This window comes from Bacillus sp. A260 (assembly GCF_009861435.1).
Taxonomy (GTDB): domain Bacteria; phylum Bacillota; class Bacilli; order Bacillales; family Bacillaceae_G; genus Bacillus_A; species Bacillus_A cereus.
The window spans coordinates 2,724,225-2,742,125 of the sequence record NZ_CP046398.1; the positions used below are offsets into that span (position 1 = coordinate 2,724,225).

Here is a 17,901-nt window from a genome sequence, read left to right on the forward strand (position 1 = left end):
TCACCTTCTCATTTAAATTGTTTCATAAGTTTGGTATTCTTCTTCTCCAAGCGCTAGCTTTGCTTTCATACGATCTTCTTCCCTTTGGAAGCTAATACGTAATACCCCAAGCAGTCCTTCACGCGCTTCTAATATTTGCAAGTTCGTAATACTAATTTCCTCGCGCGCTAAAATACTCGTAATATGAGCCAATGCCCCCACCTTATCTAATACATCGACGTATAAGTCGTGATAGGCAGGAATTGCCCCTCTCTTTCTTACTGGTAAAGAATCACGGTATTCTTTCGCATCTGCAAAATAGTTTTGAATCTCGCCTGCATCTCCGGTAGAAACTGTTTTATATAAATCTTCCATTTCAGAGATCCACTCTTTTAATAATACCATTAAATGCTCTCGATTTTGCTTTACAATATCACTCCACATTTTCGGACTACTAGATGCGATACGTGTAATGTCTTTAAACCCTCCAGCAGCTAGCTGATGAATGAGCGGATTATCTCCTGCATGTTTCTCTACTTGCTTCACTAAACCTGCAGCGATAAGGTGCGGGAAATGACTAACGATCCCTGTTACATAATCATGTTCTTCTGTATTTAAAACAAGGAAATGTGATCCCGTTCCTTTTAACCAATCTTTTAACTCTTCCACATGTTCATTTAGCACATGATGCATCGGTGTTAAAATGTAAAATGCATTTTCAAATAAATGCGCTTTTGCACTTTCAACTCCCGTTTTATGAGAACCTGCCATTGGATGTCCACCAATGAAAGATACTTCCTTTGAAAATAAAGTTTCTGCTTCATTCATAATCGTGCCTTTTGTACTACCAACATCAGTCACTATAACATCTTCTCGTAAACGGAATGACGCAAGTTTGTGTAATAGCTTCTTCGTTTCTTCAACTGGAGAAGCAAAAACAATTAAATGTGCCTCTTCACATGCATGCTGTAAATCAACTGCTATTTCATCTACTACATGTAATTCTTTTGCACGCTCTACTTGTTCTTGAAATATATCATAACCTGTTATCGTTACATCGTGCTCTTTCTTAATTGCTAATGCGAGAGAGCCTCCGATTAAACCAGTTCCAATTAATACTACCTTTTTACGCATTTTCCTCATCTCGAGACTTTCTTTTTTTATTTTCAAAGTGTTGTTGTAACACTGAAATCACCCCTTCATTTTGCTCTCTTGTTCCGACTGTAATACGGATACCATTCGGGAACGGACGAATAATAAATCCTGCTTGTGCACAAGCTTCATAAATCTCTCCAGCATTCTCAACTGGCAAGAAGATGAAATTTGTTTGCGATGGATAAAATGGAATATCATTTTCCCTACAAAAGCTCTCGTATTGTTGTAATCCTTCTGTATTCACACGAACTATTTCTTCAATAAACTCGTCATCACCAAAAGCAATCGTCGCTGCTTTTTGCGCTAATGAAGATACGTTAAATGGCAAACGAACGACATTTAATTTTTCGATTAACTCTTCCTGTCCAACCGCATATCCAACGCGGAAAGAAGCTAATCCGTACGCTTTAGAAAATGTTCTAAGTACAAGAATATTTTTATGTTTTTCTAAAAGCGGTAATGTCTCTGGGAAATCTTTTGCTGTTACGTATTCATAGTACGCTTCATCAATGACAATTAACGTATTTTCACTAATACCTTCAATGAATTGAGTCAATTTTCGGTCATTCACATATGTGCCTGTTGGATTGTTCGGGTTACAAATCCATACAATTTTTGTATCGTTATCTACTACTGAAGAAATTTCTTCTAAGTCGTATACACCGTTATTTAACGCAACTTCCTTCACTTCGCAACCTTCTATAATTGCATGATGACGGTACTGCGGGAATGTTGCACCTGCTGTTACAATGTTATCTCCCGCTCGTAATACGGCGCGGCTTATTATTTGAATGATTTCATCTAAACCACTACCACAAAGTACTTGTTCCATTTGCACATGCAACTTATCTGCAATTGTTTGACGGAGCGTTGTAGCACCTCCGTCAGGATATAAAGCATGTTCCAACCAAGAGTTTTGCAACTCTTCTAAAACTCTTGATGAACAACCAAATGGATTTTCATTCGATGCTAATTTCACAAACGAATGATCTCCGTACACTTCTTTCATTTGTTCTGGTGATTTACCTGGTTTATATGGTTGTAATGATGATAGTTGATCTTTTACTTGCAAGTTAAACCCACCTTTTTATTAAAATTCTTTTGCGTAGTTATTGTGTTGCATAATGTTTTGTTTTAATAATTCCATACGATCTTTTCCGAATTGTTCGACTAGTGCATCTGCAAGTTCCCATGCCACAACAGATTCAGCTACTACACCCGCCGCTGGTACTGCGCAACTATCAGATCTTTCAATACTCGCTTGGAATGCTTCTTTCGTATCAATATCAACGCTTGCTAACGGTTTGTATAAAGTAGGAATTGGCTTCATCACGCCCCTTACGATAATTGGCATACCTGTTGTCATACCGCCTTCTAAACCACCGGCATTATTCGTTTTTCTCGTGTATCCTTTTTCTTCATCCCACAGAATTTCATCATGCACTTTGCTTCCTGGTTGTCGTGCCGCTTCAAAACCTACGCCGATTTCAGCACCTTTAAATGCATTTATACTCATAATTGCACCAGCAAGTTTTGCATCTAATTTACGATCGTAATGAACGTAACTACCAACTCCAATTGGCATACCTTCTGCAATGACTTCCACAATACCACCGATTGAATCTCCACTACTTTTTGCGTTGTCAATCGCATTCATCATTTCTTGCTCTACTTCTTTATCTAAACATCGAACTGGTGAGTTTTCAGTAATTGTTTGAATTTCTTCAATCGATAAGTTTGAAATATGTTTTGCTTTTACTCCACCAATTTCAAGAACATGCCCTGCAATTTCCACGCCTAATTCGCTTAAAATTTGTTTTGCAACTGCACCAGCAGCTACACGAACTGTCGTTTCTCTTGCAGATGACCGCTCTAATACGTTTCTTATATCACGATGACCATATTTAATTGCTCCATTTAAATCTGCATGTCCGGGACGTGGTTTTGTAATTGTACGTTTCATGTCTTTACTTTCTTTTTCCGAAATTGGCTCTGCACCCATTACTTTCGTCCAATGTTTGAAATCATCATTTTTTACAATTAACGTAATCGGTGATCCAAGTGTCATCCCGTGACGAACACCACTTACAATTTCAACTGTATCTGTTTCAATTTGCATACGTCTTCCGCGTCCATGACCTTTTTGTCTTCTTAATAATTCTTTATTAATATGTTCCGCCGTAAGTGTCAAACCTGCTGGTACACCTTCTAAAATAACTGTTAACTGCGGTCCATGTGATTCTCCAGCTGTAATGTATCTCATTTCTCTTGCTCCTTTACTATTTTTTTGTACAAAAAAGTCCCTACTGAGCGCTCAGTAGGGACGATGTTTATCGCGGTACCACCCTAGTTGTAGACTTCTTTCGTCTACCTCTCTTCTTCTTTAACGATCGTTTGACCGTCTTACCCTCCAAAAGTTGTCGGGAAAGATGCTCCAAGGCTGTAATTCATGCTTACCTTTGTACTGATTCACACCGACCATCAGCTCTCTTTAACAGTGAGATAAGCACTACTGTTTCCTCTTCAACGCATATATGATATGGAATTAAGATAATTTATTTTTGAAACCTTTTAACTCATCCATGAATCTATGGAATTCTGGAATGTCCATTTGTTGTGCAGAATCTGATAATGCAACTGCTGGATCTGGATGAACTTCAGCCATTACTGCATCTGCGCCAATTGCAAGTGCCGCTTTCGCTGTTGGTAATAATAAATCTCTGCGTCCAGTTGAATGTGTTACATCAACGATAACTGGTAAATGTGTTTCTTTCTTTAAAATTGGTACTGCAGAAATGTCTAATGTGTTACGTGTTGCTCTTTCGTATGTGCGGATACCGCGCTCACAAAGAATAATTTGATCGTTACCTTGCGCAATGATGTATTCCGCTGCGTTAATGAACTCATCAATTGTTGCTGCTAATCCACGTTTTAATAATACTGGTTTGTTAACTTTACCTACAGCTCGTAATAAATCGAAGTTTTGCATGTTACGTGCGCCAACTTGAATTACATCAACGTAGTCTAATGCCATTTCAACATCGTTCGGATTTAAAATTTCACTAATAATTGCTAAGTCAAACTCGTCTGCTACTTGACGTAAAATTTGAAGTCCTTCTACTCCCAAACCTTGGAAATCATATGGAGAAGTTCTCGGTTTGAATGCACCACCGCGCATTAATTTTAAGCCTTGGTCTTTCATCGCTTGCCCTACTTGACGAACTTGTTCTAAACTTTCTACTGCACAAGGTCCCATGATGAACGTTTGTGTTCCGTTTCCAATCAATTCACCTTTTACATCAACGATTGTATTTTCTTGTTTCTTTTTACGTGATACTAGTAACGCTTTACGGTTATCATCTTCTTGTAACTCTAAGCTTGCTTTGAAAATCGTTTTGAAAATATGTTGAACTGTTGATGTTTCGAATGGTCCTTCGTTATGCTCTGCAATCATATCAAGTACTTCACGCTCACGTACTGGATCAAAGCGTTTCGTACCTTGTACTTGCTTTTGCTCTCCAATTTTTTGAACAATTTCACCACGTTTGTTTAAAAGGTGTAATAGTTGTAAGTTAATTTCATCTACCTGTTTACGTAATTGATCTAATTCATGATTTGCCATTTGGAAATCCTCCTCTAATGTTTTAAAAGTATAGTAAGAGAATAAAAAATTCTCTATTTTCTGAACTGACTAATTATACAAATTCATAGTGGAATCGATACCTCTTCTTATTTTAAACTGATAATTCTTACAAAGACATGAACTACTAGTTAAAAACCCACTTTTTTGTACAAAAAAGCCCTACTGATCCAATCAGTAGGGACGATATTTATCGCGGTACCACCCTAGTTGTAGACTTCTTTCGTCTACCTCTCTTCATTGTTAACGATCATCTGACCGTCTTTCCCTTCATAAAGACAATACTATCTTTACTACGAAAAAGATGCTCCAGGACTGTAATTCGCTCTTGTTTATGTACTGGTTTGCACCAACCACCAGCTCTCTGTTACAGGGAAACAACAACTACTGCTTTTCCTTTCAATGCATGACTATTTAATTTTCAAGTTGAACCACTAAAATACAAAAAGTCCCTACTGAATAAATCAGTAGGGACGATATTTATCGCGGTACCACCCTAGTTGTAGACTAACTTTCCGTCTACCTCTCTTCACTGTTAACGATCAATTGACCGCTTTTTCCTCATAAAGACAAACTATCTTTATTACGAAAAAGATGCTCCAAGACTGTAATTCATGATTATCCCTGTACTGGTTCACACCAACCACCAGCTCTCTGTTACAGTAAGACTAACCACTACTGTGATCTCTTCATTGCACTTTGTTTATTCAAATGTTTTTGAAATTGAATAAGTATGATTCGTATTATAGAACGCTTTTCAAAACACTGTCAACAACTTTTTATATATTTTTTAAAATTCCACTTTCGTCCTATAATTCTTTTTGTAAATCACCCATTACAATTCCTATGCGAATTATTTCATTTTCTAGTAAATGTAAAACATATTCCTCTACTTCATACTGAACTAATAATTCTTTTATTTTTATGATTTCTTTTTCAAATAAAACGGCTTCGTGACATGTTTGTAGTAAAATAAAAAACACATTTGCAAATATTTCTTTATGCGCTTTCATACTTTCTTTTTTATGAAGCATTTCAATCAATAACTGCTTCATTTCCTCACCTGCACATTTACCATGTACACTTGAAAATGCACGAGACATAATACATAATCCTTTTTCTAATATTTCATCCATGTATAAAATAATACGTAAAAGCATTACATATTCTCTTGCAGTTATCTCACCCATTTTTGGTCGTTCTCGCAAAAATACACTGAGCCAAGCTGTCCAAAATTTTTGTTGTTCTTTTACACTTAATGTTTTGACGTAATAGCATAAAAACTGCATAAACTTAATTTTATTTTCTTCATTTTCTAGTATGAGTAACGGGTATAACCAATCTGTTTTTTGATCCCAATATAGTACACATTTAATAAATACAAAGCTAAGCCACTTCAAGAAAGCTTCTCTCGTATGCGGATGTAATACTTCCAAATGTTCTATCGCATACTTAATAAATCGCTTCATTTCTGTAAATAAAGGTAGATTTATTTGCGTGTAACATAAGCCGGCCCATGCATATTCCGTAATCTCATTTTGTTTTTTTAAATCTAAGTATGGTAACAAATATTTTCGGCACCATTGTTTTTCAATATGATATAGGAATGTAATATCTGCTATTAAACGAGCAAACATAAAGTTTGTTCGTTCCGAATTAACTCTTACTTGTTCTTCAAATAAAAATAAATATTCATATACATTACGATCGTATAAATGATCATATGATAACAACTTTAATAATACAGCCGTCATTTTTCCAACTGGATGCTGAATTGATTCATTATAAAAATCTTGTTTCCCAAGCTTAAAGTCTGTATCACTCTTCATAACTTGAGGAAACACTGAAAATGCAAATCGTTTTACAACACGTATACTATTCTCTTCTAATTCTTCTAGTCGATTACTAATTTCATATAGAAAACTACTAATTAACCAATGAAAAGCAGTATTTCTAACAAATTTCTGCAATAGCGGAATAATTTTTTGGATTTGCTCATTCGTCAATCCTCGATTATTTCGCCATTCTCTAATACAAACAAACCATACTTCATTACTTATTTCTTGCACTCCTACTAATTGGTATGCAAATGAAATACTCCACTCTGTGTTTAATTTACATGCTTTTGATAACATCTCTAAAAAATGGCGTTGTTCAAAAACACCATCTTGCGAAAATTGCTGAACTTGCTTCATAATTTCAACATCTTTCAGCTGCAATAATCCGTCAGCAGTTACATTACAAGTAATGCTTTCTGCTGTATCCTCTTTCTTTTGTACACTGTATCGTTCAGAATGAAAATGAGGATGCTTTTGCTTCATTAACTCATACCCATTTGCCGTAGATGGGCTATTCGAATCACACTTGAATAATAAGTCTAATACGAGACATGCATCAAATACCCGCTCTTCTGTAAGATGCTTTATTACAGTTCGAGTGACTTCTTCTTTTGTTTTTTCTAAACAATGTGCATAATGCCTTTTTAAAAGTTGAAAAACTTCGTGTTTATAAGTGAAATCTAAAAGAAGTCCTTCATGTAACAACCATTTCATTTTGTCATCTACACGAACAAAAATATTTTTATTCATCGCATCAATTGCAATTCGCTTTTGAAGTACGCTATTTGCTTCTATCATTTCTGTAATATAATAATCCGCTTTTTTCTCATTGTTTTCGCATAAATAAGTTAGACACTCTTTTACAATTCGTATTAAAAATGCAAGATCATTTTGATGAAACTCTTTCTCTACATTTTCCTTATTTCTTTTTTTCAGTGCCGTTTGTCTTAACGACAACATTCTCAATTTTTCTAATCCAATCATCATAATTGGAACAGCATAATAAGCGATATATGGCCTCATCTTTTCGTTCCAAATTTGCTCCACATGAGAAAATGTAGATACTGGTAAGCGACTCGATTCCTCGAGTTCTATTGATTCTTGCGTATCATTTCCCCATTTTCTTACACGTTTCAACTTCAGTTTTCCGTCTAAAATAAAAGTTAGTAACAATAAGGCAATTTCTTTATGCTCAGGAAAAGAACATTTTTGCAGTAACTTAGAAATCTTTTCTATAGAGCTACTATCTTTTTCAGCTGTTTCTAATAAAAGGAGTGTCCACCTTGCAAACAACAACGGGTCCATCTTACTCTTCGTTTCGTTTAAGTAGTTACAAATTGTTCTCCATAATAACGGTGATATTTTAGAATAGTTTTTATAAATTAATTGAAATAATTCTTTCTGATGACTAAAAAGAAATTGTTCCACTAACCATTCTGCAAGTAATTCATCTACTTCATTATAGTTTGGCGTAAGCATAAACAAATTTTGTAATTTACCTTCTGCTTCTAACCATTCGACCCATTCATAATCATGAGCAAATTCCACAAAGTAACGTACTGTTTCAATTTTTTTAATCGATTGCTTTATGTATGATAATTGTTCCTGTTCTACTGACGGGGGAACCGTTACAATATCCCGAATACGCATTCTTTTCGTAATATAATTATCACCCATTAATTCAGCCCAGCGTTTTACCGCTTTTACAAGGGATTGATGATTATTCACCTTATTCGGATACACAATTGGTCTTATCCCCAAATGTTCCCAGTGGTATGTATTTTCTCCTTGTGCGACAAAAGCAAATCGTCTTGTACTTGGTGGTAAACCAGTTGCTAAATATTTCATTACTGGGTCATTATGACTATATCCAACGAATAAAACGGTGTAATTTGAGAATAGATCAACTAAAAACCTTCTCGCCCACCCTTCCGTTAAGTAAGCCCTTCCAAAATCACCATCTGTTAAAATTAAAGCCTCTTTCTCCTGTTCTACATTACCATGTATGTAAGCAAGACCTTTAAAAGCTCTCCCAGTCGGTAAAGCTGGAGCGTAATAAACATTGATATCTCTATTTATTTCTTTAATTGCAGTTGTAAAATGTTGATCAAAATTTGTTGTTACAATGCGGATATCTGTATCTAAAGGAAATAACCTTGGAATTGCATAATGCAATGGATTCGGTTTTGATTTCTCTATATGAACGAGATCTCTTGCGACTTGATGTACATCTTTTGTTTTCGCAATTTTGCCAAGATAATAATCATGTGGCTCTGTTATTTCACGTTTTTCGACATATAACATTTTTGCAATTTCATCAACTAAATCATCAAAATTCGGTAAGTTTGATTTCCCTTTCATAGAAACTCCCGCTCCAACAAATAATACTAACTTTCCTTGCTCAAGGTGATCAATTAACTCATCTGGAATTTCTACTTCTGAAGTAATCCACATCTTGGATTCCCCCTTACCTAAAAATGTCATACACTCTCATTTTACTATAACATTTTTTCATTGTTTTTATAATATTTAGACTAAATTCCGAACATGAAAAAGTTTTATGTAAATAAATCCGTTACAATGTATGAACTCCAGAATTTATTGAAAAACTATGTATAAATCGGAGGTGTAAATTTTGAATGATTTCACAGTAGTGCTTATCAAGTTTATATCGTGCATTATCGCATTTAGCATTGGGCTTGCTTTATTTTTCCCTGCAACGTTTGTTCAAATTATTTCATTCAGTCTCTTTGTTACAATCGTATCCTACATGTTCGTTGATAAAATTATTTTAAATCGAATTGGCAATACTGGTGCCATTATGTCGGATTTCTTATTAACATATTTAAGCGTATGGATTTTCGGTAATATTTTATTAGACAACTATATGCAAATTGCATGGGGCAGTATCCTTTCTGCCATCGTCTTCACTTTATCTGAAGTAATCGTTCATCGCTTCTCTAACTCTCATACAAGGCACAACAATGATAACATTCGTATTAATCGCCGCTTTGCATATGGTACAGAGTTTGCTGAAGAACAAAATATATTGGATAAAGATAAGAAAAAGTAACGTTTTAATGCAGGAGCGCCCTTTTTAATTATGTGGTGCTCCTTTTTTGTATTTTTTCATTATGGTACGTGAAATTATATAAGTGATTATTTCAAAATACCGACTTACTAACAATATTTGACGCTATTTTTTCTAATAAAAAACTGCCTCTTATTTAGAGGCAGCCACTTTTAAGTCTTTTACTGCAACAACATCCGCAAACGCTCCCAATACTGCGTTATGATGTTTCACAATATCTTCAGCACGTAACACTTCTGTATTAAATGTACTATGCGCATCACTCACTAACGTTACTTTATACCCTTCACTACATGCTCTGCGCGTTGTCGTATCTACACAATACTCTGTTTGCATTCCCGAAAGAATAACGTGTTCAATTCCTTTCTCTTGTAACACTTCGCTTAAGTTTGTATTATGGAATGAATCTGGAGTCGTCTTTTCAACTATATTATCTCCTTCTTGCGGAGCGATGGCCGCATGGATTCGCCATCCATCCGTACCTTTTTCTAACGGATGGTCTTTAGGACCGTTATGTTGGATATAAATAACTGGAATATCATTTGAACGACATTCCCTAATAAGCTCTTGCAATGTTTGTAAAAACTTCCCCCCATTATGTACTGGCATTCCAGCTGTATACATACCCGCTTGCACATCAATTACGATTAATGCTTTTTTCATTTCACACATCCCCCTTTATTTGTATAAGCCATTATTATTGTTTATATTCCATCATCCAACAATCTTCTAATTTCCCCTCATGCAACTCATGTTCCTTTAAAATCTTTACTTTTTTAAATCCACTTTTTTCATAACACTTTATTGCTCGTTCATTATTTACTTTCGGATCCATTGCAATTGCTTCTGCTCCCATTTCACCCATAATATATGTAATTGCTGCCTGAACGAGTTTTGTTCCAATTCCCTTTCCCCAATAGGCTGGTTCACCGATAAATTGGTCCATACCCCATACATTTTGTGATTCTTTATAGCCATATAACGCTTTCCACTCTGAATCCACTGGGTACATTTGTATGTAACCAATCGGAATGGTATCAAATTCTATTAAACATCTTTTTTCATTACTGTTTGGACTATGTATAAAATGATCAAGCACCTTTTCTACAGATTGCGGATTATCTCGTCCTTCGTAATACCGCAGGACTGCTGGGTCCGTTAACCATTTAGAAATGATAGATGCATCATCTTCCATTACGTATCTAATCAATAAACCTTCTTTTTGAAAAAGCATATTATACCTCTATTATTTCTTTATATTTTTTCTTGCTGTTACATCTTTCATTGCACCTACTAATGCATATGGTAGTAATGTAATCGCAAAAAATGCTGTAAATACGTTAAGTTGCGGGATTGTATAGAGTGTGAACCATTCAGTGAAAAATTGAGAATTTAATATTCTATTAAAAAACTCTCCGCCTGGCCTAAAGTTTGGCGCCCACGCAGTGATTTCACACAAAATAAAGTGAAACTTTAATCAGTGGGGGTTTTGTTCATCCCCCACTGATTATTAGTTGAACCAATCGGGCTTTTACGGGCAGTTGATCCCCCCACCTAACTTCTTCGCTTTCGCTGAATTTTGAGGTGGGGGTCTTACTGCCCTTTAATGCGGGGTAAACAGTAACTGAACAATAAAAAATGCCCCTAGATAACGAAACCAAGTCCGTTTCCATATAGGTTGTGCATTTTTTAATATATCTCCCATCTTACCCCCTCCTTAAATATCCATCATATTAATTATACACTTTCCTCACTTTATTTGTTAAAATTTTCTATATAATTAATGCTGTTGGGGGGAAATACATTATGTCTAATCCTATACTTACATCCACTTTAATCATTCTTAGAGGAAACTCCGCAAGTGGTAAAACAACGATTGCAAAACAACTACAAGAACATTTCGGACAAGGAACACTTTTAGTATCACAGGATGTTGTACGTAGAGATATGCTTAGAGTACACGACACAATGGGTAATTTATCACATGATTTACTATTTGAAATTACGAAGTACGGAAAAGGAAAATGTGAATTTGTTATTTTAGAAGGTATATTGAACAGTCATAGGTATGGTGAGATGTTAAAAGAATTAATTCGTTATTTTGATGAAAATGCATTTGCATATTACTTTGATTTATCATTAGAGGAAACTATTAGACGACATAACACAAGGGACAAACGATATGAATTTGGTGAAGATTCCCTCCAAAAATGGTATAATCCGCACGATACAATTGAGGTTGCCAGAGAAACTATTTTTACAGATAACTTTACGCAAAAAGATATATTTGATGCGATTCTTAATGATGTTGCGATACAAAAACAAGACTAATATAATATGTTAGTCTTGTTATGTACTTTGTGTTTCCGTTTTTATAATTGAACAATCTTTACATAAATAATAGTATATATTCATTTCCCCAAACTGGAAATCAACTACTGAAATAAGTTCACGTTCCTCGATATCTTGTGTAATTGTAGCAACATACTTCATCTCTTTAGAACAAGTTGGACACGCCAAATGCTCTGGAAGATCCGCATATAATGGTGCCCCTAATAATCTACATACATATTCAGAACCGAACAAGTCAAAAGCTTCCCAGTAACTATCTTCATCTGTAGGTATATCTTCATTTTTCATATTTATAAGCTTTACCGTTGTTTTTGGTAATGAAACTGGTAACTTATCTTCCTCTTCCATTATCCATTCTTCTGTATTTTGCTGCTTTATGATTTGAACTGTTTTACCTCCATCACTTAACTGAAAATATTGCGGTTCCCACACCATCGCACAGTTCAAGCATGAAACGAATGGTAAAATATTTAGTTCATTACTTTAAAGTTCAGCAAGTCTCCCATCTTTTAAATCAAAACAGAGAATTTGATGCATCTTCTCACCGCATAACTTACATACTGGCAAATTACAATCTTGACCGCCAAAGTAATGATTATATGAACCTCTTCCTTCAATTACTCTATACCCTTTCCGCTCATTACAATGTGCGCCATATAATTCTATTGTCATATTCTATCCTCGCCTTTTATAAGAATGATTCACAAAATGATAATAATTAAGACTAAAAAACATCGTCTTCCTGAATAGTTTCCATAATAAATTCTTTTAAACTCGGAGATATTTCTTCCATTTCGTCATCCGCGTGATACCAAATATATATTTTATCATCCATTTTTCCATTATTTATTTTAAAGCACAATTTATCCCCTGAACCATCGTCACCAATTATGATAAGGTTTTCTGGCATATACTCATCTCTCATGTCAACATTTTGTCTAACTATATCATCCCAAGTTTTCGTTACATTTCTATTATCTTTAATCGGATATAGTATCCATTCCCCTATTTCAGCATTATTAACTAATTTAATAAGATCCCTATATTGATTTGGGAAAGCAGCACCTAACTTTTCTTCAGTTTCTTTTATTTGCAACTCTAATACACCTTGTTTCTTTGTTTCAATATATTCTCTTACTTCTTTCATGAAATACACCTATCCTTTGAACTTAATTACACTATTATGATTGAAAGTGTTTAGTAAACAATTTGATCCAATTTATACATTTCATTATACGTTAATCCTTCGTTTTCAACATACTACTCTACTCTTCTCTTCTCTACTTCCTTATCTCATTCTTAATAGTTTTATTTTCTAAACATCATACAATTTTTATGTTTTGTTACAGGTTTAGTAATAAGCCCTTTAAAAATCCTATTATCCTTCTACTAAAAAAATAAAAGCCAGCCTCAATAAAGAGAACTGACTTCTATTTGGATCATTATAGTTACTATAAAATTTTCACTTTAACAGTTTGTCTTCCCCAATTCATAGCTTTACTTTTTGAACCCATTAAAACATCAATACGATTACCTTTAATTGCACTTCCAGTATCACCAGCGATCGCTTCTCCATAGCCTTCTACCCATACTTTAGATCCTAATGGGATTACTTTCGGGTCAACTGCAATAATTCTCATATTCGGATTTGCCGTTAAATCATGCCCCATCGCAGTTAATACGCGTCCACCATATGTACCATTTTCACTTGGATCAGCAGTATACGCTGTCGCTACTACCGTTAATTCACGTTTAGCAGACTGTATGTTGTTTTTAGATACTTCTTTCGCTCTCTCTTCTTCTTTAGCCTTTGCTATTTCTCTTGCTTTCTCTTCTTCTTTAGCTTTTGCTATTTCTCTTGCTTTCTCTTCTTCTTTAGCTTTTGCTATTTCTCTTGCTTTCTCTTCTTCTTTAGCTTTTGCTATTTCTTGCGCTTTCTCTTCTTCTTTAACTTTTGCTATTTCTCTTGCTTTCTCTTCTTCTTTAGCTTTTGCTATTTCTTGCGCTTTCTCTTCTTCTTTAGCTTTTACTATTTCTCTTGCTTTCTCTTCTTCTTTAGCTTTTGCTATTTCTTGCGCTTTTTCTTCTTCTTTAGCCTTTGCTATTTCTTGCACTTTCTCTTCTTCTTTGATTTTTGCCTCTTCTTTAGGCTTTACTATTTCTTGCGCTTTTTCTTCTTCTTTAACTTTTACTTCTTCTTTGACTTTTGCCTCTTCTTTAGGTTTTACTATTTCTTGCGCTTTCGGTTCTTCTTTAACTTTTACTACTTTTGCCTCTTCTTTAGGCTTTACTATTTCTTGTGCTTTCGTTGTTTCTTTCGCTTTTGCTACTTTCTGCGTCTTTACTTCTTTCTTTTCTTTAACTGATTTTTGTACTTTCGCTACTTGCTTCGTTTTCTCTTCGGTTTTCTTTTCAGTTGGTGCTGTACTTGATAGGAAAGAAACGTTTGCATAAGCAGTTTTTCCTTTATACTCAAATTGCAGCCATCCGTCTTTTACTTGATGCGTTGATTCAATTACATCATCTTTTTTTAGTCTGCCAAGAATTTCTGAATCTGTGTTTGCTTCAGTACGTACATTTAACAAATTCGCCGTTACATGATATACATCTTTTGTAAACTCCGAACTTACAAACACTTCTTTACCATTCAACTCAATTTTTGACCAGCCATCTTCGGTATTTATGACTTTTAACTCTTGCCCATTCTTTACTTTTTCGACCACTTTTGATTCTGTAGTCGGTTTTTCACGTACGTTAAGTACATCTGCTGTTACGATTGTTTCTGCGGTAGCAGTTGTGGTAAACGCTCCCAATCCAAAAACAGTTGCTGTTGCTGCGCCAATTACTTTTTTCATATTAGCCTCCATTAAATTTTTTTGAATTTTATCAAATGCCTCCGTAAAATTGTATAATTTTACATAATATCAAAACATTTGCAACAGTATATTAATATTGTTTAATATACTGTTATTAAAACTCCTTACTCCAATACTATCAAATTCTCATTTCTAATTCTATATATTATAAATCTCCTTATCTTTTATAAAAGCTCCATGCCCTTCTTCACACTAAATAGTTGTGGCAATTCCCGCCAAAAATAAACTTACGATTGCTAAAATTTGAGTAGCGACAATAGCCCCTCTTAAATGAAACTTATAATCTTTATATCCTTTCATACCTTCCGTACTAGGAATCACAACAAACCTTGGAGTAATCCAGCAAAAAATTAGCCAATCAATTATAAGTAAATCTACTAAATTGAAAATCATTAAAATACCAAAAGTGTGTAAATAGGCATCCATATACATTAACTTTTCATGCTTATGTAGTATATATGTAGAAACGAAAGGAGTACCGAAAAGAATAGTATTATATACAATATTAAAATAAATGGTTTGCTTTTTTTCATGAATCGATTTTGGAAAAACTACTTTTTGAATATCTTTCGGATAATCAGTTAACGAAAGTCGAGGATTATAATATAAGGACCCTAAAATCATTACGGATAGTACAATAGACATGATGACACCAACGTACATCATTTGCTCAAATTGATTCATATGCTTCATTCACCCTTTTCTGTAATTACTATGATGGTCATTCACTTAATTACATATTGTATGTACGTACATAATCAAAAATTAACAACTAGCTTTAATAGCGAAGCAAAATTGTTGCAATGCAAATGCAAATTTAATACAGTGGAAGCCTAATTGATACAGATAGGATTGGTGAAACCTATGAAAATTGAACATATTGCAATTTGGGTAAATGACTTAGAATGTATGCGTGATTTTTATATGAAATACTTTAATGGTAAAGCAAACTCTTTATATCATAATAAAACGAAACAATTTGAATCTTATTTTATTACGTTCGAATCTGGAGCAAGACTTGAACTTATGCGTAAAAAAGGGATTGAAAATAAGCCTAATTTAAACATAACCGGCTATACTCATATGGCTTTTTCTGTCGGTAGTGAAGAACGTGTGAATGAACTAACAAAGGTGATAAAAGATGCTGGTTATCCTTTATCAAATGGACCACGTTTTACTGGAGATGGCTATTATGAAAGTGTAATAGGCGATCCAGAAGGCAATCAAATAGAAATTACGATTTAACTTACCCTTTTCCACCACCTCCGTATTTTTCCACAGATTAGGCGGTGCTGTTGTTGAGGTGCCAAATGAGGCAACTGCTTACTTTTACCGAAAAGCACTATCAAACATGCCAATATTCGCTACTTGGGAACAGCCAGAAGGTGCTGGTGGAAGTATTCGATGGGTTGAAGACTTCCGCTTAGCAATGCTTCCATTTACAAAAGGTGTCTATGTTAATACTCCTGACCTATCCATTAAAAATTGGCCAGATGCATACTTCAGTTGCAACTTTGACCGATTAATGGAAGTAAAAGCGGAATACTTTGCGAAAAATGTCTTTAACTTTCCGCAAAGTATTCCGCTTTTTTAAACTATATATTCCACCTAATATATCAAAATATAAAACATCCATTTTTTTATGGGTGTTTTACAAAAAGAGTTTACATAATATAATTATTAGTTGCTTCTTTTACTAAATATCTATTCAGCAATCGAAAGTAACACTTTCTCAAGGTCTTTTTTAGATAACATACTTTCGTTTATATAGCCATTCTTTTAATTGTAATTCATCCAAAGCTCCGTTCCCCTCTCATAATCCTTCACACTATATTCGCTCGTTTTTCACAAAAGGTTCATTTTACATAAAAATTTATTTATTACAATAAAAATATAAGGTATATTTTTATGAAAAGGAGGAATTCAATAATGAATACAGAGGATAAAATTCACGCTGAAAAAGTGTTAAAAAATCTATTCATCGGATCACAAGTTGATGGATTACAATTTGGTATTTCTCCAGGCGCTATAAAGATTCATTTCACAAACTTTCACGACTCAGTTTATTATGACGGACAATTATATATCAATATCGAATCCAAATGGTGTTTATTTAATAAACCTCAAAAAAGCTACCCATTAAATGAAGATGAATTTGAAGTTTATTCTGAGAAAGAAGAATATGAAAGAATATGTAAGATAAGAAGACAAAAAGTTACCGATATACAACTTGGCTTAGAAAGCCCTCATTTAATTATTACATTAGAGAGTGGACAAATTATTTTTTTAAATGGTTTTCATGATTATTATGAATGTTGGCAAGCTGGTGTCCTATGTGAGGAATGGCTTGTAGTCGCTGCACCTGGGAATGAAATCGCCACTTGGGCTCCCGATGAGTTTACCGATAAGTAAACTGTCTTCACGAAGAAGAAACGAAGATGTTTTATGAAGTACTATACTAATGAACTACATAATCATTTCTATTATACGTAAACAAAATGACGATTTTACTTTAATAGAACTCACTTTATTAAAGTTGAAAGGATGATAATGATGGCATGTGTCCATGATTTTGGAATAATTGACGATTTTACTTCTCAAAAAAATTACGAAGATTATACACCAGAGAAATATCATTGTATATCTGTTGATGATGATATTATCAGTAGTTTAAATCAAAATTTATCAATTATGAAAACCTACTTCCATACAGTCAAAAATCAGAAATACGGTTTAGCTTATTGTGGTATTACAATTATCCCGCCTGAATCATTAGCAATTTTCTATGAAACAGTTACATCCTCAAAGTTCTTCAGAAAATCTGATGAGCTGAATGAGTTAGCTTCAAAAATTGTACAAGCTGCAGCAGAACAGAAGTACATGATCCATTATGGGGTTTAAATGTAATTCAAAAAATGCTTAGGATTTCTCCGAAGCATTTTTTGTATGTTACTAATACATTTATTCCTT

At 34.2% G+C, this 17,901-nt stretch carries 17 protein-coding genes, 2 pseudogenes and 3 other annotated features; of the genes and pseudogenes, 6 read left to right on the forward strand and 13 right to left on the reverse strand.

Translation table 11 applies throughout. The features are described 5' to 3' along the window. Positions 1-12: 12 nt before the first annotated feature. The 5 genes from tyrA to GD442_RS13845 all read right to left on the reverse strand — a co-directional run bounded on the left by tyrA (position 13) and on the right by GD442_RS13845 (position 9,066). The gene (gene tyrA, locus GD442_RS13825; RefSeq protein WP_001228136.1) at positions 13-1,113 is read right to left on the reverse strand and encodes a prephenate dehydrogenase; all 1,101 of its coding nucleotides are present in this window, start codon (positions 1,111-1,113) and stop codon (positions 13-15) included. Beyond that, a complete protein-coding gene (gene hisC, locus GD442_RS13830) occupies positions 1,106-2,206 on the reverse strand; it encodes a histidinol-phosphate transaminase (protein WP_001197281.1) in 1,101 nt (366 codons plus the stop codon). Before hisC ends, tyrA begins: the two co-directional genes overlap by 8 nt. Before the next feature lie 18 nt (positions 2,207-2,224). Then, a complete protein-coding gene (aroC, locus tag GD442_RS13835; RefSeq protein WP_001269424.1) occupies positions 2,225-3,397 on the reverse strand; it encodes a chorismate synthase in 1,173 nt (390 codons plus the stop codon). Positions 3,398-3,450: 53 nt separating this feature from the next. Further along, positions 3,451-3,670, reverse strand: a binding site (T-box leader). Positions 3,671-3,679: 9 nt separating this feature from the next. After that, entirely contained in the window at positions 3,680-4,756 is a 1,077-nt protein-coding gene (locus GD442_RS13840) for a bifunctional 3-deoxy-7-phosphoheptulonate synthase/chorismate mutase (RefSeq protein ID WP_001273575.1), read from the reverse strand. A 194-nt stretch (positions 4,757-4,950) separates the two neighbouring features. After that, positions 4,951-5,186, reverse strand: a binding site (T-box leader). 54 nt (positions 5,187-5,240) lie between these two features. Next, positions 5,241-5,476: a binding site (T-box leader), on the reverse strand. A gap of 107 nt (positions 5,477-5,583) precedes the next feature. Beyond that, a complete protein-coding gene (locus GD442_RS13845; RefSeq protein WP_000265192.1) occupies positions 5,584-9,066 on the reverse strand; it encodes a DUF4020 domain-containing protein in 3,483 nt (1,160 codons plus the stop codon). Between the two features lie 181 nt (positions 9,067-9,247). On the opposite strand from GD442_RS13845, the gene GD442_RS13850 reads away from it, so the two are divergent. Next, the gene (locus GD442_RS13850) at positions 9,248-9,685 is read left to right on the forward strand and encodes a YndM family protein (protein WP_000997702.1); all 438 of its coding nucleotides are present in this window, start codon (positions 9,248-9,250) and stop codon (positions 9,683-9,685) included. Between the two features lie 150 nt (positions 9,686-9,835). Here GD442_RS13850 and GD442_RS13855 read toward each other — a convergent pair whose 3' ends face one another. From GD442_RS13855 to GD442_RS28330, 4 genes and pseudogenes are all read right to left on the reverse strand, one after another. Then, positions 9,836-10,366 carry a cysteine hydrolase family protein gene (locus GD442_RS13855; protein ID WP_000709539.1) on the reverse strand — a complete coding sequence of 177 codons (531 nt, stop codon included), beginning with the start codon at positions 10,364-10,366 and terminating at the stop codon, positions 9,836-9,838. A gap of 34 nt (positions 10,367-10,400) precedes the next feature. Then, on the reverse strand, positions 10,401-10,937 hold the full coding sequence (locus GD442_RS13860; RefSeq protein ID WP_000898772.1) for a GNAT family N-acetyltransferase: 537 nt from the start codon (positions 10,935-10,937) through the stop codon (positions 10,401-10,403). A gap of 12 nt (positions 10,938-10,949) precedes the next feature. Then, positions 10,950-11,168, reverse strand: a pseudogene (locus GD442_RS13865) (YfzA family protein); the annotation flags it as partial. Positions 11,169-11,306: 138 nt separating this feature from the next. Continuing rightward, positions 11,307-11,408, reverse strand: a complete 102-nt coding sequence (locus tag GD442_RS28330) for a YfzA family protein (protein ID WP_000502345.1) — start codon at positions 11,406-11,408, stop codon at positions 11,307-11,309. 101 nt (positions 11,409-11,509) lie between these two features. Here GD442_RS28330 and GD442_RS13870 point away from each other — a divergent pair, with 101 nt between their 5' ends. Beyond that, complete coding sequence (locus tag GD442_RS13870; protein ID WP_000070148.1) at positions 11,510-12,034, forward strand: kinase; 525 nt, start codon at positions 11,510-11,512, stop codon at positions 12,032-12,034. Between the two features lie 18 nt (positions 12,035-12,052). On the opposite strand, the pseudogene GD442_RS13875 reads toward GD442_RS13870, so the two are convergent. The 4 genes and pseudogenes from GD442_RS13875 to GD442_RS13890 form a co-directional block, all read right to left on the reverse strand. Then, positions 12,053-12,727, reverse strand: a pseudogene (locus tag GD442_RS13875) (hypothetical protein). A gap of 52 nt (positions 12,728-12,779) precedes the next feature. Next, positions 12,780-13,202, reverse strand: coding sequence for an SMI1/KNR4 family protein (locus GD442_RS13880; protein ID WP_000665937.1), 423 nt, complete (start codon positions 13,200-13,202; stop codon positions 12,780-12,782). A 304-nt stretch (positions 13,203-13,506) separates the two neighbouring features. Further along, on the reverse strand, positions 13,507-14,910 hold the full coding sequence (gene entB, locus GD442_RS13885) for a cell wall-binding protein EntB (protein WP_268895161.1): 1,404 nt from the start codon (positions 14,908-14,910) through the stop codon (positions 13,507-13,509). Positions 14,911-15,123: 213 nt separating this feature from the next. Continuing rightward, positions 15,124-15,615: a hypothetical protein gene (locus tag GD442_RS13890; RefSeq protein WP_001071244.1), complete on the reverse strand. Its 492-nt coding sequence runs from the start codon at positions 15,613-15,615 to the stop codon at positions 15,124-15,126. Positions 15,616-15,795: 180 nt separating this feature from the next. Between GD442_RS13890 and GD442_RS13895 the strand changes: the two genes are divergently transcribed. The 4 genes from GD442_RS13895 to GD442_RS13910 all read left to right on the forward strand — a co-directional run bounded on the left by GD442_RS13895 (position 15,796) and on the right by GD442_RS13910 (position 17,832). Then, on the forward strand, positions 15,796-16,176 hold the full coding sequence (locus tag GD442_RS13895) for a VOC family protein (RefSeq protein WP_000687536.1): 381 nt from the start codon (positions 15,796-15,798) through the stop codon (positions 16,174-16,176). A gap of 58 nt (positions 16,177-16,234) precedes the next feature. Continuing rightward, complete coding sequence (locus GD442_RS13900) at positions 16,235-16,525, forward strand: BBE domain-containing protein (protein WP_002041349.1); 291 nt, start codon at positions 16,235-16,237, stop codon at positions 16,523-16,525. A gap of 335 nt (positions 16,526-16,860) precedes the next feature. After that, positions 16,861-17,343, forward strand: coding sequence for a hypothetical protein (locus tag GD442_RS13905; protein ID WP_001090915.1), 483 nt, complete (start codon positions 16,861-16,863; stop codon positions 17,341-17,343). Positions 17,344-17,481: 138 nt separating this feature from the next. After that, on the forward strand, positions 17,482-17,832 hold the full coding sequence (locus tag GD442_RS13910) for a hypothetical protein (RefSeq protein WP_001999997.1): 351 nt from the start codon (positions 17,482-17,484) through the stop codon (positions 17,830-17,832). Positions 17,833-17,901: the final 69 nt, after the last annotated feature.